The sequence below is a fragment of the Aeromonas sp. QDB20 genome (assembly GCF_027707805.1).
GTDB classification, from domain to species: Bacteria; Pseudomonadota; Gammaproteobacteria; order Enterobacterales; family Aeromonadaceae; genus Aeromonas; species Aeromonas dhakensis.
The window spans coordinates 1-12,345 of sequence record NZ_JAPCJC010000027.1 but is presented as its reverse complement, the minus strand read 5'-3'; the positions used below and the strand labels follow the sequence as shown (position 1 = coordinate 12,345).

General features: G+C 60.6%; 14 protein-coding genes. 9 read left to right on the top strand and 5 right to left on the bottom strand.

Annotation, left to right across the window (positions count from 1 at the left end):
- Positions 1–3: 3 nt before the first annotated feature.
- The 3 genes from cysN to cysG all read right to left on the bottom strand — a co-directional run bounded on the left by cysN (position 4) and on the right by cysG (position 3,892).
- Positions 4–1,431 (bottom strand): sulfate adenylyltransferase subunit CysN, encoded by a 1,428-nt coding sequence (gene cysN / locus PG897_RS20270; RefSeq protein ID WP_270829321.1) that lies wholly within the window; start codon positions 1,429–1,431, stop codon positions 4–6.
- Between the two features lie 24 nt (positions 1,432–1,455).
- Entirely contained in the window at positions 1,456–2,364 is a 909-nt protein-coding gene (gene cysD / locus PG897_RS20265; protein ID WP_270829320.1) for a sulfate adenylyltransferase subunit CysD, read from the bottom strand.
- A gap of 103 nt (positions 2,365–2,467) precedes the next feature.
- Positions 2,468–3,892, bottom strand: coding sequence for a siroheme synthase CysG (gene cysG / locus PG897_RS20260; protein ID WP_270829319.1), 1,425 nt, complete (start codon positions 3,890–3,892; stop codon positions 2,468–2,470).
- A 187-nt stretch (positions 3,893–4,079) separates the two neighbouring features.
- Between cysG and PG897_RS20255 the strand changes: the two genes are divergently transcribed.
- Together PG897_RS20255 and PG897_RS20250 are read left to right on the top strand one after the other, a co-directional pair.
- A complete protein-coding gene (locus tag PG897_RS20255; protein ID WP_005304750.1) occupies positions 4,080–5,000 on the top strand; it encodes an SPFH domain-containing protein in 921 nt (306 codons plus the stop codon).
- The gene (locus PG897_RS20250; RefSeq protein ID WP_005304753.1) at positions 4,997–5,452 is read left to right on the top strand and encodes an NfeD family protein; all 456 of its coding nucleotides are present in this window, start codon (positions 4,997–4,999) and stop codon (positions 5,450–5,452) included. The genes PG897_RS20255 and PG897_RS20250 overlap by 4 nt, the downstream gene beginning before the upstream one ends.
- Positions 5,453–5,531: 79 nt before the next feature.
- Here the strand turns inward: PG897_RS20250 and PG897_RS20245 are convergent, their stop codons facing one another.
- Positions 5,532–5,945 (bottom strand): CBS domain-containing protein, encoded by a 414-nt coding sequence (locus tag PG897_RS20245; protein ID WP_005304756.1) that lies wholly within the window; start codon positions 5,943–5,945, stop codon positions 5,532–5,534.
- Positions 5,946–6,101: 156 nt separating this feature from the next.
- On the opposite strand from PG897_RS20245, the gene PG897_RS20240 reads away from it, so the two are divergent.
- Genes PG897_RS20240 through PG897_RS20230 form a run of 3 tightly spaced genes read left to right on the top strand, consistent with a single transcriptional unit; the run spans position 6,102 to position 9,314 of the window.
- Entirely contained in the window at positions 6,102–8,012 is a 1,911-nt protein-coding gene (locus PG897_RS20240) for an ABC transporter ATP-binding protein (protein ID WP_201883085.1), read from the top strand.
- On the top strand, positions 8,005–8,466 hold the full coding sequence (locus tag PG897_RS20235; protein WP_162519079.1) for a DUF2390 domain-containing protein: 462 nt from the start codon (positions 8,005–8,007) through the stop codon (positions 8,464–8,466). The genes PG897_RS20240 and PG897_RS20235 overlap by 8 nt, the downstream gene beginning before the upstream one ends.
- Positions 8,460–9,314: a 23S rRNA (adenine(2030)-N(6))-methyltransferase RlmJ gene (locus PG897_RS20230; protein ID WP_270829318.1), complete on the top strand. Its 855-nt coding sequence runs from the start codon at positions 8,460–8,462 to the stop codon at positions 9,312–9,314. Before PG897_RS20235 ends, PG897_RS20230 begins: the two co-directional genes overlap by 7 nt.
- 78 nt (positions 9,315–9,392) lie before the next feature.
- Here PG897_RS20230 and PG897_RS20225 read toward each other — a convergent pair whose 3' ends face one another.
- On the bottom strand, positions 9,393–9,611 hold the full coding sequence (locus PG897_RS20225; RefSeq protein ID WP_019841112.1) for a hypothetical protein: 219 nt from the start codon (positions 9,609–9,611) through the stop codon (positions 9,393–9,395).
- 186 nt (positions 9,612–9,797) lie between these two features.
- Between PG897_RS20225 and PG897_RS20220 the strand changes: the two genes are divergently transcribed.
- The 4 genes from PG897_RS20220 (at position 9,798) to PG897_RS20205 (ending at position 12,313) form a co-directional block, all read left to right on the top strand.
- Positions 9,798–10,160, top strand: a complete 363-nt coding sequence (locus tag PG897_RS20220) for a DUF2061 domain-containing protein (protein ID WP_005304770.1) — start codon at positions 9,798–9,800, stop codon at positions 10,158–10,160.
- 100 nt (positions 10,161–10,260) lie between these two features.
- Positions 10,261–10,845 carry an MliC family protein gene (locus PG897_RS20215; RefSeq protein WP_270829316.1) on the top strand — a complete coding sequence of 195 codons (585 nt, stop codon included), beginning with the start codon at positions 10,261–10,263 and terminating at the stop codon, positions 10,843–10,845.
- A 334-nt stretch (positions 10,846–11,179) separates the two neighbouring features.
- Positions 11,180–11,560, top strand: a complete 381-nt coding sequence (locus tag PG897_RS20210; RefSeq protein WP_201883091.1) for a VOC family protein — start codon at positions 11,180–11,182, stop codon at positions 11,558–11,560.
- 99 nt (positions 11,561–11,659) lie between these two features.
- Complete coding sequence (locus PG897_RS20205) at positions 11,660–12,313, top strand: hypothetical protein (protein ID WP_270829315.1); 654 nt, start codon at positions 11,660–11,662, stop codon at positions 12,311–12,313.
- The last annotated feature ends 32 nt before the right edge of the window (positions 12,314–12,345 follow it).

The window sequence follows — 12,345 nt, the reverse complement described above, 5'->3', positions numbered from 1 at the left end:
GGCTTACTCCTTGCCGGAATCGTTGCTGATGGTCAGCGCCTGCCAGTGGGGGAAGTGCTTGCGCACCAGGGCGTTGAGCTCGACTTCGAACTCGCTGTATTGCCCTGCCACAACCTTGGTCGCCAGCCCTTCCACTATCATGCCGGCACCGACGGTGACGTTGGTCAGCCGGTCGATCAGGATGAAGCTGCCGGTATCGCGGATCTCCTGATACGGGTCGAACGCCACCGGGTCGGTCAGGCTGAATTCACACAGGCCGATCTCGTTGAGCTTGAGCTCGGAGGCCGGCAGCTCGTCGAGCTTGTTGATCTCGATACGGTGGCGGATGGCCTCCACCTGGCCACGGCTCTTCTTGGTCGCCAGCTTGACGTCATAGACCCGGCCCGGCTGCAGGGACTCTTCCCCCATCCAGACGATGTGGGCCAGCACGTTCTGGGTCACCTGGGGCTTTTTCGCCGCATCTACCAGCAGGTCGCCCCGGCTGATGTCGATCTCGTCCGCGAAGGTGACCGTGATGGCCTGACCCGGCAGGGCGTACTCCAGATCCCCGTCGAAGGTGACGATACGAGTCACAGTGCTCTCCTTGCCGGACGGCAACACGGCCAGCTTGTCGCCCACCCGCAGGATGCCGGAGGCCAGGGTGCCTGCGAAGCCGCGAAAATCGAGGTTGGGGCGGTTCACGTACTGCACCGGCAGACGCACCGGGTGACGCTCCAGCTCGCGTTCCACCTCGGCAGACTCCAGCAATGAGAGCAGGGTCTCGCCCTGATACCAGGCCAGCTTGTTGCTTGGGTTGACCACGTTGTCACCGTCCAGCGCCGAGACCGGCACGATATGGATGGTGTCGACGCTGAGCTTCTTGGCGAACTCGCGGTACTCCAAGCTGATGCGCTCGAACACCTCCTGACTGAACTCCACCAGATCCATCTTGTTCACTGCCACAACGAACTGCTTGATGCCGAGCAGGCTCGCAATAAAGCTGTGGCGACGGGTCTGATCCAGCACCCCCTTGCGGGCGTCGATCAATATGATGGCCAGATCGCAGGTGGAGGCGCCGGTGGCCATGTTGCGGGTGTACTGCTCGTGGCCCGGGGTATCCGAGATGATAAATTTGCGCTTGGCGGTGGAGAAATAGCGGTAGGCCACATCGATGGTGATGCCCTGTTCGCGCTCCGCCTGCAGGCCGTCCACCAGCAGCGCCAGGTCCAGCTTCTCGCCGGTTGTGCCGAGCTTCTGGCTGTCGGACTCCAGCGCTTTGAGCTGATCTTCATAGATCTGCTGGGAGTCGTGCAGCAGGCGGCCGATGAGGGTGCTCTTGCCGTCGTCCACGCTGCCGCAGGTGAGAAAACGCAGCAGGCTCTTGTGCTGCTGGGCGTGCAGGTAGGCTTCAATGCCCTGTTCGCTGATGGCGGTCTGAATGTGGTTGTTCATGTTGCGATTCCTTAGAACATTTTTTTAGAAATAGCCCTGACGCTTCTTCTGCTCCATGGAGCCGGCCTGATCGTGGTCGATGAGCCGCCCTTGCCGCTCGCTCGAGGTGGTGATCAGCATCTCTTCGATGATCTCCGGCAGGGTGGTGGCATTGGATTCGATGGCCCCGGTCAGCGGGTAGCAACCGAGGGTGCGAAAGCGCACCAGCTCCTGCTTCACTTCATCTTCCGGGCCGATGGGCATGCGCTCGTCATCCACCATGATCTTGATGCCATTGCGCTCCACCACAGGGCGATGAGCGGCGAAGTAGAGCGGCACTATGTCGATATTCTCGAGATAGATGTATTGCCAGATGTCGAGCTCGGTCCAGTTGGAGAGCGGGAAGACCCGGATGCTCTCACCCTTGTTGACCTGGCTGTTGTAGATGCGCCACAGCTCCGGGCGCTGGTTCTTAGGATCCCAGCGGTGAGACTTGTCACGGAAGGAGTAGACCCGCTCCTTGGCACGGGACTTCTCCTCGTCGCGGCGGGCACCACCGAAGGCGGCATCGAAGCCGTATTTGTTGAGCGCCTGCTTGAGCCCCTCGGTCTTCATAATGTCGGTGTGCTTGCCGCTGCCGTGCACGAAGGGGTTGATGCCCATGGCGAGCCCGTCCGGGTTCTTGTGAACGATCAGATCCAGCCCGTACTTTTTGGCGGTCTCATCGCGAAACTTGATCATCTCCTTGAACTTCCAGTCGGTGTCGACGTGCAGCAGGGGGAAGGGGATCTTGCCCGGATAGAAGGCCTTGCGGGCCAGGTGCAGCATGACGGAGGAGTCCTTGCCGATGGAGTACATCATCACCGGGTTTTCAAATTCGGCAGCCACCTCGCGGATGATGTGGATGCTCTCGGCTTCCAGTTGCTGCAGATGGGTCAATCTTTCACGGTCCATGTCTGGGTCCTCGGTTCATTGCTGACGCGCCTGGTCGGTACGCGGTCTTGGTTCAGGTCGGTGCCGCCATGGCAACACCGTCAAATCGATTGCTGTCTCGGCCTCAGGCCAGGCTCACCAGCTTGAGCTCGTGGCCGCTGTTGGCCCCCTGCCCCTGCGCCGTCTCGCCAAACCAGGCCAGCTGTTTGCGCAGGGCAACCACCTCGCCGATGACGATAAGGGACGGGCTCACCGCCTGGGCGGCCAGCTCGGCCAGCTCCGCCAGGGTGCCGGTCAGCACCCGCTGCCGCGCCGTGGTGCCCCGTTCGATGATGGCGATGGGGGTGGCGCTGCTGCGGCCATGGTTCACCAGCTGCTGCTGGATATGCTCGGAGCGCATCAGTCCCATGTAGATAACCAGGGTCTGGCTGGTGGCGGCGAGCTGCTGCCAGTCGGGCTCCTTGCCCTCTTTCTGACAGTGGCCGGTAATGAAGACGGCGCTCTGGGCATGGTCGCGGTGAGTCAGCGGAATGCCGGCATAGGCGGTGGCACCGGCAGCCGCCGTGATGCCGGGCACCACGGAGAAGGGAATGCCTTCCTCTGCCAGCACTTCCAGCTCCTCGCCACCACGGCCGAACATGAAGGGATCGCCCCCCTTGAGCCGCACCACCCGGTTGCCCGCCCTGGCGTATTCCACCAGCAGGCGATTGGTCTCCTCCTGCGGCACGCTGTGGGCTCCGGCCTTCTTGCCGACCGACACCAGGGTGGCGTCGCGGCGCACCAGATCGAGGATCTCGGCGGAGACCAGCTGGTCATAGAGCACCACTTCAGCCTGTTGAATTTGTTGCAGCGCCTTGAGGGTCAGCAGGCCCGGATCGCCGGGTCCCGCCCCAACCAACACCACCTCACCCACTTCGCTTTTCGCATTGTCGAGCCCCTCGTTCAGCCACTGCTCGGCACCCTGCCAATCGGCTTTCTCAATCAGGCCGGCCAGGGTGTTGGAGGCAAACGCCCGCTCCCAGAAGCGGCGACGGTCGGAAATGGAAGAGAGCACCCGCTTGGCCCGGTCGCGAACCCGACCGGAGAGCTCGGCCAGGCCGCCGAGGTGGCGCGGCAGCAGGCTCTCCAGCCGCTCGCGCAGCAGACGCACCAGCACAGGCGCCTTGCCGCCGCTGGAGACCGCCACCATGATGGGGCTGCGATCGATGATGGAGGGGAAGATAAAGCTGGAGCGCTTGGGGTCGTCCACCACGTTGACGAACAGGCCGAGCTGGTTGGCGCTCTGATAGACCAGGGCGTTCACCTCGAGATCGTCGGTAGCGGCCACCACCAGGATCTGGCCCGCCAGATGGGCAGGTACGAAGCGCTCCGCCAGATGGGTGAAGCGACCGGCAAATTCATGGAAGTCGGGTTCCAGCTCGGGGGAGACCAGGGTCAGCCTGGCACCGGCCGCCAGCAGCAGGCGCGCCTTGCGCAGGGCCACTTCGCCCCCACCCACCAGCAGCACAGGGCGACCGTCCAACTTGGCAAACATCGGCAAATAATCCATTTCGGCCCATCCCTCGGAACACGACTAATATGGGGCGACTATAGGCAGGGCTGCTTATCCCTCAAAATAATAAAAAATGCTTTTTAATGCGTTTTAGTAATTAACAAAGCCGTATGATGACAAAGGCGCTTGTGGTGCCGCACGCAAGGCCATAGGCTAGTGAAAGTGTTTCATAAGGAGCTAAATGATGAATGAGTCATTGATTGTGCTGGGGATCTTTGTGTTTCTGGTGCTTCTCACCCTGAGTGCCGGTATCAAGATAGTGCCGCAGGGCTACAACTGGACCGTGGAGCGCTTCGGCCGCTACACCCGCACCCTCTCCCCCGGCCTCAACCTGCTGATCCCCTACATAGATCGCATCGGCCACAAGATCATCATGATGGAGCAGGTGCTGGACATCCCGGCGCAAGAGGTGATCTCCCGCGACAACGCCAACGTCACCATAGACGCCATCAGCTTCGTGCAGGTGGTAGATGCCCGCAAGGCGGGCTACGAGGTCAACGATCTCACCAGCGCCATCCGCAACCTGACCATGACCAATATGCGGACCGTGCTGGGCGCCATGGAGCTGGACGAGATGCTCTCCCAGCGCGACACCATCAACGAGAAGCTGCTGCGCACCATGGATGCGGCCACCGCCCCCTGGGGCATCAAGGTGACCCGGATCGAGATCAAGGATGTACGTCCGCCGCTGGCGCTGGTCGAAGCCATGAACGCCCAGATGAAGGCCGAGCGCCAGAAACGGGCCGAGGTGCTGGAGGCCGAAGGGGTGCGCCAGTCCAAGATCCTGAAAGCGGAAGGTGAGAAGCAGTCCCAGATCCTCAAAGCAGAGGGTGAGCGTCAAGCCGCCTTCCTCGCCGCCGAGGCGCGGGAGCGGGCCGCCGAAGCGGAAGCCAAGGCGACCCACATGGTGTCAAAAGCCATCGCCGAAGGGGATCTGCAGGCCATCAACTACTTCGTGGCCCAAAAATACACAGAGGCGCTGGCCCGCATTGGTGAAGGCCCCAACAGCAAGGTGGTGATGATGCCTCTGGAGGCGGGCAGCCTGATCGGCGCCGTGGCCGGCATGGCCGAGCTGTTCAAGGATGGCAAGGGCGGCAAGTCATGACAGCCCTGTTCGAGGGGCTGACCCACTGGCACTGGCTGGGGCTCGGCTTCGTGCTGCTGGCCATCGAAGTGCTGGGCTCGGTGGGCTTTCTGCTCTGGACCGGCATCGCCGCGCTGGAGGTGGGTCTGCTGCTGCTGGTCTGGCCCTTCGGCTGGCAGGCCCAGCTGCTGCTGTTCGCCCTGCAATCCCTGCTCACCACCTGGGCCTGGTGGCGCTGGCAGCACCGCCGGGATCGATCGGAGCAGGATGCCGCCGCCCCCATCAACGAGCGGATGCAGGGGTATCTGGGGCGCGAGCTGGTGCTGCTGGATGACGTGACTCAGGGGATGAGCCGGGTACACTTGGACGACACCGCCTGGACGGTGCGCTGCAGCCAGCCACTGCTCGCCGGCAGCAAGGTGCGGGTGACGGGGCATGACTCCCATATCCTGCTGGTAGAGCCGCTGCCCTGACACGGGGCTGGCGCCTGTGACCAACAACAAAGGGCTCCGCGGAGCCCTTTTTCATTCTCATGCAAGCCATGCCGGCGGGCTAGAAGGCGTCGCTGTCGAGGGCGGCGCGCAGCAGATCCTTCCAGCTGATGATGCCGACTAGGGCGCCGTTTTCCAGCACCGGCAGGCAGGAGACGTTCTTCTCCAGCATCAGCTTGACCCCTTCCCGCACCGTAAGCTGGGGGGCGATGGTGATGGGGTGGCGGCTCATGATCTGGTGGGCGCGCCGGTTGAGGGTCTCGGTGTCGCGGCTCATCTCGGCCTCGGAGTCGAGATAGGGGCTGATGGCGCGAAAAAGGTCGCGATCGGAGATGACTCCTACCAGCTCCTCCTCTTCCAGCACCAGCAGGTGGCGAAAGTGGGCCTGCTCGAAGATCTCCTTGATGACGCTCAACCTGTCGTCCATGGATACGGTGGCGACCCGGGTCGTCATGATGTCCCTGATATGCAGCATGCTAGCCTCCACCGTCATACTGATTGATAGTTCTGTTATGACATGTTTTTGTGGTGCCAGCCAGTAGCAGCCCCGTACCTAAAGTGCAAACCGGCGCCATTTCACGTAAGATCCGCGCCAGTTTTTCTCCTTCATTTGAGCCAAGCAGACCAATCCATGATAGTTGCCAGTCAAATCGAACTGATCCGCGGCGGCCGCAAGCTGCTGGACAACGCATCCGCCACCATTCACCCCGGCCACAAAGTGGGTCTGGTGGGCAAGAACGGCTGTGGCAAGTCCACCTTTTTTGCACTGGTACGGGGCGAGCTGGCCATCGACAGCGGCAGCTTCAGCCTGCCCGCCGGCTGGCAGATTGCCGGGGTGGCGCAGGAGACCCCGGCGCTGGACTGCTCCGCCCTCGACTACGTAATCGACGGCGACAAGGAGTTCCGCGCGCTGGAGGCCGAGCTCGCCCAGGCCGAGCAGGATGACAACGGTCTGCTGGTGGCCGAACTGCACGGCAAGCTCGACACCATAGGCGCCTACAGCATCCGCGCCCGCGCCGCCGAGCTGTTGCACGGCCTCGGCTTTGGCGACGAGCAGCTTGGCTCGCCGGTGCGCAGCTTCTCCGGTGGCTGGCGCATGCGCCTGAACCTCGCCCAGGCGCTGCTCTGCCGCTCCGATCTGCTGCTGCTCGATGAACCGACCAACCACCTGGATTTGGACGCCGTCATCTGGCTGGAGAAGTGGCTCAAGGGCTATCAGGGCACGCTGGTGCTCATCTCTCACGACCGCGACTTCCTCGACTCTGTGGTGACTCGCATCATCCATATCGAGAACGGCAAGCTCAACGAATACAGCGGCGGCTACTCCGACTTCGAACTGCAGCGCGCCGAACACCTGGCCCAGCAGCAGTCCATGTACGAGAAGCAGCAGCGGGAGATGGCCCACATGCAATCCTATGTGGACCGCTTCCGCTACAAGGCCTCCAAGGCCCGTCAGGCCCAGAGCCGCCTGAAGGCCATGGAGCGGATGGAGAAGATCCTGCCCGCCCACGCCGACTCCGAGTTCAGCTTCGAGTTTCGCGAGCCGTCGGCCCTGCCGACCCCGCTGATTGCCATGGAGAACCTCAGCGCCGGTTACGGCGACAAGGTGATCCTGGAGAAGATCAAACTCAACCTGGTACCGGGTTCGCGCATCGGCCTGCTAGGTCGCAACGGCGCCGGCAAATCCACCTTCATCAAGATGCTGGCGGGCTCCAACCCGCCGCTCTCCGGCAAGCTGGAAGTGAGCGCCGGGGTGAGCATCGGCTACTTCGCCCAGCATCAGCTGGAGACCCTGCGCCTGGATGACTCACCCCTCGATCACTTGGTACGCCTCGCGCCGGACAAGACCGAGCAGGAGCTGCGCAACTATCTGGGCAGCTTTGGCTTTCACGGCGACAAGGCGCTCGACAAGGTTGCCCCCTTCTCCGGTGGCGAGAAGGCGCGGCTAGTGCTGGCCCTTATCACCTGGCAAAAGCCCAACCTGCTGCTGCTGGATGAACCGACCAACCACCTGGATCTGGAGATGCGCCACGCTCTGACCATGGCGCTGCAAGGGTTCGAGGGCGCCATGGTGGTGGTCTCCCACGACCGTCACCTGCTGCGTACCACCACAGATGACTTCTATCTGGTGCACGGTGGCCGGGTCGAGGCCTTCGACGGCGATCTGGACGACTACCACAAGTGGCTCGGCGAGCAGGAGAAAGAGGCCAACGCCAAACAGGACGACGGCGTCGTCTCCGCCAACTCGGCGGTGGCGCGCAAGGATCAGAAGCGGCGCGAGGCGGAGTTCCGGCAACAGACCCGACCGCTGCGCCAGAAGCTGGAGAAGCTCGAAACCAGCATGGAGAAGCTGCAGGCCAAGCTGGCCGCGGTGGAAGAGCAGCTGGCCGACCCCGCCATCTATGAAGAGAGCGCCAAGCAGAAGCTCTCGGAACTGCTCAAGTCCCAGGGCCCCATCAAGGAGGAGCTGGAAGGGGTGGAGCTTGAGTGGATGAGCCTCTCTGAGGAGCTGGAAACCATGGAGCAGGCCTTCCTTGCGTGACGAACAGCTGATGACGAGCGAGCGGATCGACGCCCACGAACTGCCGGGCCCGCTCGACTTCTGGCAGTGGAGCGGCGAGGTTTACGGCGCGCGCAGCCAGGACTGGCTCAGCGTGCAGGCGCAGGGGGGCAACGTCAATCTGGCCCTGTTGCTGCACCGGCTGGATCAGAGCAGCATCCCGGTGGATCTCACCGACCTGCAACCGGCGCTGGTGCAAACCGAGGCGGTGCTCGGCCCCTGGCGCACCCTGCGAGCGAGCGCCAAGGCGCGGCTCGGCGAGCAGGAGTATCAGGCCATGCTGGCCCACGAGCTGGAGCTGGAGCGCCTGCAACAGGGAGTGCTGCTGCAGACCCTGCGCAGCCTCACCCTGTTTCGCGGCGACAGCCGCAACCTGTTGAACTATCTATTGTTACTGGGGGCCCAGCAGGGCCCCCTCAGAGACCTAATATGCTGAGTTATCGCCACGCCTTTCACGCCGGCAACCACGCCGACGTGCTGAAACACGCCGTTCAGGCCCTGATCATCGAGTCCCTCAAGAAGAAGGAGAAACCCTTCATCGTGCTGGACACCCATGCCGGCGGCGGTCTCTACGACCTGCGCGGCGACTGGTCGCAGAAGAAGGCGGAGTATGCCGACGGCATCGGCCGGCTGTGGGACGAGCGGGCCCAGTGGTCCGCCATGGCGCCCTATCTGGGCGTCATCGAGGAGATGAACAGCGATGGTCAGTTGCGCTACTACCCCGGCTCGCCGGAACTGTCGCGCCGCCTCGCCCGCGAGCAGGACAAGCTGGCGCTGATGGAGCTGCACAACAACGAGGTGGAGGACCTTCGCGCCAACATGGGTTACGACCCCCGCGTCGCCGTCCACCATCGCGATGGCTTTGAGGGGCTGGTGGCCCTGCTGCCGCCCACCCCGCGCCGCGGCCTGGTGCTGATAGACCCGCCCTATGAGCTCAAAGAAGACTACTTCGCAGTGGTCGATACCCTGAAAAAGGCGCAAAAACGCTGGGCCACCGGCATCTACGCCCTCTGGTATCCCATTCTGGGTGAAGAGGCGGACAAGTCCCGCGACATGCTGCGCGCCATCAAACGGGAGAACTTCGGTAACGTGCTGGTGGCCGAGCTGGAAGTGGCCGGCCAGACCAAGGACTGGGGCATGAACGGCTCAGGCATGCTGATAGTGAGCCCCCCCTGGATGCTGGACGAGCAGATTGAAGCCTTCCTCAAACCTCTGTGCGCCAAACTGGCGCAGGGCGCCGGCGCCCAGTACAAGGTGGAGTGGCTGAACAAGGCCGAGGCCTGACCGTTCATCCGTCACAAAAACGACAAAGCCCCGCGAGGGGCTTTTCTATTACTGCGGCAGTTGTGGCTAAAGGGACTGCTATTGCCGGGTGCCAACCTCTGCGGGGAGATCCCGCCAGAGCGCCAGAATAAGCAGCGCCAGCAGGGCGAAAGGCGGGGCCAGGCTGAGCAGCATGCACAGCACTGTGATCAGCGCCGGATGCTTGCTCTTGCGGCGGGCCAGTCGCCAGGCCACGACGCCGACGATGATCATCAACAACAGGATAAACTGCCCCATCAGGGTGGCGTTGATATTCATATGCATGAAAGCTCCTTTTTCATGGCAAAGGCTCACTCTAGCGCCGCTGTGGCCCCAGGCAACTCCCAATCCGGTGAGAGTGCTCTCACTTGATAGGTCGTCCCTATCCAATCATTAGATGAGAATGATTTTCATTTAATGCAATTTCGAGGGATACTCTGCTCATCACCAGAGGGAGCCGCCATCATGAAAAAGACCATCAGCTTTGCCGTTTTGCACTTCACTGTGGCCTTCACCGTGGCTTACCTGCTGACCGGTGAACTGCTCACCGCCAGCCTGATCGCCCTGATCGAACCCGCCGTCAACACGGTCGCCTTCTACTTCCATGATCTTGGCTGGCACAAGCTCAAGCCCCACCACAGCCTGCAGGCCAAGACCAGCAGCTTCGCCCTGGTGCACTTCTCGGTGGCCTTCGGCGTCGCCTACCTGCTGAGCGGCGAGCTGCTCACCGGCGGCGTGATGGCGATGATCGAGCCTGCCATCAACACGGTCGTGTTCTTCTTCCACGAGCGGCTGTGGCGCGCCCGCCAGTCCCTGGCGCTGGCCTGATCTCCCTCCCCTTGTCTGGGGCCGCCCGGCGCAAAAAATGCTCGGCGGCCCAGCGCCATTGTGCTTTAGTAGCCGGGTCCCCCTTGCTGGAGCCCCCTCGATGAACAAGACCTTACTTGCCACTCTGCTGTTTGCCCCTTTATTGGCCACCGCTGCCACCCCCTCCTTCGATTGCGCCAAGGCGAAAGGCGCCGCCGAAACCCTGATCAGCAAGGATGCCGCGCTGGCGGCGCTGGATAACGAGCTGGCGGCCCTCTACCCCAAGGCAATTGCCGCGTTCTCACCCGAGCAGCAGAAAACCGAGCGCGCCATCCAGCGCGGCTGGATCAAGGGGCGCAACGACTGCTGGAAGGCGAGCGATCTGCGCCAGTGCGTGGAAGAGAGCTACCAGCTGCGGATCACCGAACTGCAGATCAAGGGCGGCCAGCTGATGGTGCCAAGCCCGGTGGACTACCAGTGTGGCAATAATGTCACCCTCTCCACCTACTTCTACAACGAGGCCAAGCGGCCCGCCGCGGTGATCAACCTGGACGAGGGTACTGACCCGCTGCAGGTGCTCGCCTATGAAACCCCCAGCGCCAGCGGTGCTCGTTATGAAGGGCAAAACCTCACCCTCTTTACCAAGGGGGGCGAAGCCAGGCTGGAGCGTGTCGGCCAGCCAACTCTCACCTGCACGCAGCGCTAATCCAGAAACCGATCACTTGGGGACGGCGGCATCCACGCCGCCTTCTCCTGCCCGCCCCCTCTGCTCTCGCCATATCTATCAATTTATTGATCTTGCTCAGAAATAACTCACTGCCCCCTGTTCCCCCATCCAAGGGGCGTTACTATAGCCAAATGGCAACACATACCTCGTCGGAGTCTCCCCATGAGCCATGCCAACCCTCTCACAGGTAACAAGCAGCACACTGGAAGCTGAAATTCAGGGGCGGTAGCCATGCCAGCGACTTGCCAGCTCCTGTCGATCACAGCGAGGGGCGGCCGGCGACTCATCCACAACATGCAAAGCAAGGTGGTGTATGGAAACACAAACATTGCATCGCGGTCGGCTGATCGACCATCTCCAGCTGGTGGTGAAAGACCTGGCTGCCAGCCAGCGTTTTTACACGGCCGCACTGGCCGCCCTCGATATCCCCATAGGCGGCACCGGTGAGGGTTACTTCTGGGCAGACGAGCTGTTTGTCACCGCCATCGACAGCCCGGCGGCGCTGGGGGTATTGACCGGCCGTCATCACCTCGCCTTTCAGGCACAAGACAGGGCCATGGTGGATCGCTTCTATCAGGCAGCGCTGGCCAATGGGGGCCAAGACAACGGCGCCCCCGGTGAGCGCAATTATCACCCCGGCTATTACGCCGCCTTTGTGCTCGACCTAAATGGCAATAATATAGAATCAGCTTGACTCCAACTCACATAAATAAATTTGTGAACGGCAGGTTACATTTAAATAATTAAGGTTTGTATATAAAAACCTTCTAAGCATCACTTAAAAAGGTTAAGCATGAGTAATACAGAAGAAAGAATAAACCAAGAATGGATCACTCTTAATGCAATTCGTGGAATGACGAAAATTGCATCAAAAGGGAGTATGACAAAATCGACATATGATAATGCTTTGGATCTAGGTGGAGCTCTATATCCAGATTTATTAGGCCCAGAAAATAGTTTATTAAAAAGAGACCGAGAGAGTGATACAACAAAAGAGTATCGTCAAAAAGCAGAATTAAAATCCATAAGAGATGGCTATAATATATCAGCTCTAGATTTAGTGCTAACAGACATAGAGGATTATGAATCTTTAATTGCTACAGCTCAAATAAATAAAGATGAAAAAAGAATAGACCAACTAAAGAGACGACTAGCTCAACTTAACACAGCAAAAAAAGAATTAGATATGGATGCACACTCCGAAAATCAGTTAATATTTCGGGATGCATATAATGTAGATAGAGATCTACCTGAATTATCAAAAGGTCATGCACATAGAGACTTTCAACTTCCCGATGGGAATTATCTTCGCCTTCGAGTTCTTCATCCAGAAAAAACTGAATACATTACTGGTGCTGATATAATTTATGAACGTCATAACAACGAAACTGGTACAGTCAGTACGCGAATTCAACTTCGAAGTGCGACACTCGCCTATGCCGCCTGACGGTACTCTTCGAATACCTTGACAGGCTGCCT

What these genes read in the sequence shown, in the direction of transcription:
- PG897_RS20210 (WP_201883091.1), top strand. Translation starts at nt 11,180, where the DNA reads ATGGAAACACAAACATTGCATCGCGGTCGGCTGATCGACCATCTCCAG.
- PG897_RS20225 (WP_019841112.1), bottom strand. Translation starts at nt 9,611, where the DNA reads ATGAATATCAACGCCACCCTGATGGGGCAGTTTATCCTGTTGTTGATG.
- PG897_RS20220 (WP_005304770.1), top strand. Translation starts at nt 9,798, where the DNA reads ATGAAAAAGACCATCAGCTTTGCCGTTTTGCACTTCACTGTGGCCTTC.
- PG897_RS20205 (WP_270829315.1), top strand. Translation starts at nt 11,660, where the DNA reads ATGAGTAATACAGAAGAAAGAATAAACCAAGAATGGATCACTCTTAAT.
- PG897_RS20240 (WP_201883085.1), top strand. Translation starts at nt 6,102, where the DNA reads ATGATAGTTGCCAGTCAAATCGAACTGATCCGCGGCGGCCGCAAGCTG.
- PG897_RS20250 (WP_005304753.1), top strand. Translation starts at nt 4,997, where the DNA reads ATGACAGCCCTGTTCGAGGGGCTGACCCACTGGCACTGGCTGGGGCTC.
- cysN (WP_270829321.1), bottom strand. Translation starts at nt 1,431, where the DNA reads ATGAACAACCACATTCAGACCGCCATCAGCGAACAGGGCATTGAAGCC.
- PG897_RS20245 (WP_005304756.1), bottom strand. Translation starts at nt 5,945, where the DNA reads ATGCTGCATATCAGGGACATCATGACGACCCGGGTCGCCACCGTATCC.
- cysG (WP_270829319.1), bottom strand. Translation starts at nt 3,892, where the DNA reads ATGGATTATTTGCCGATGTTTGCCAAGTTGGACGGTCGCCCTGTGCTG.
- cysD (WP_270829320.1), bottom strand. Translation starts at nt 2,364, where the DNA reads ATGGACCGTGAAAGATTGACCCATCTGCAGCAACTGGAAGCCGAGAGC.
- PG897_RS20230 (WP_270829318.1), top strand. Translation starts at nt 8,460, where the DNA reads ATGCTGAGTTATCGCCACGCCTTTCACGCCGGCAACCACGCCGACGTG.
- PG897_RS20255 (WP_005304750.1), top strand. Translation starts at nt 4,080, where the DNA reads ATGAATGAGTCATTGATTGTGCTGGGGATCTTTGTGTTTCTGGTGCTT.
- PG897_RS20215 (WP_270829316.1), top strand. Translation starts at nt 10,261, where the DNA reads ATGAACAAGACCTTACTTGCCACTCTGCTGTTTGCCCCTTTATTGGCC.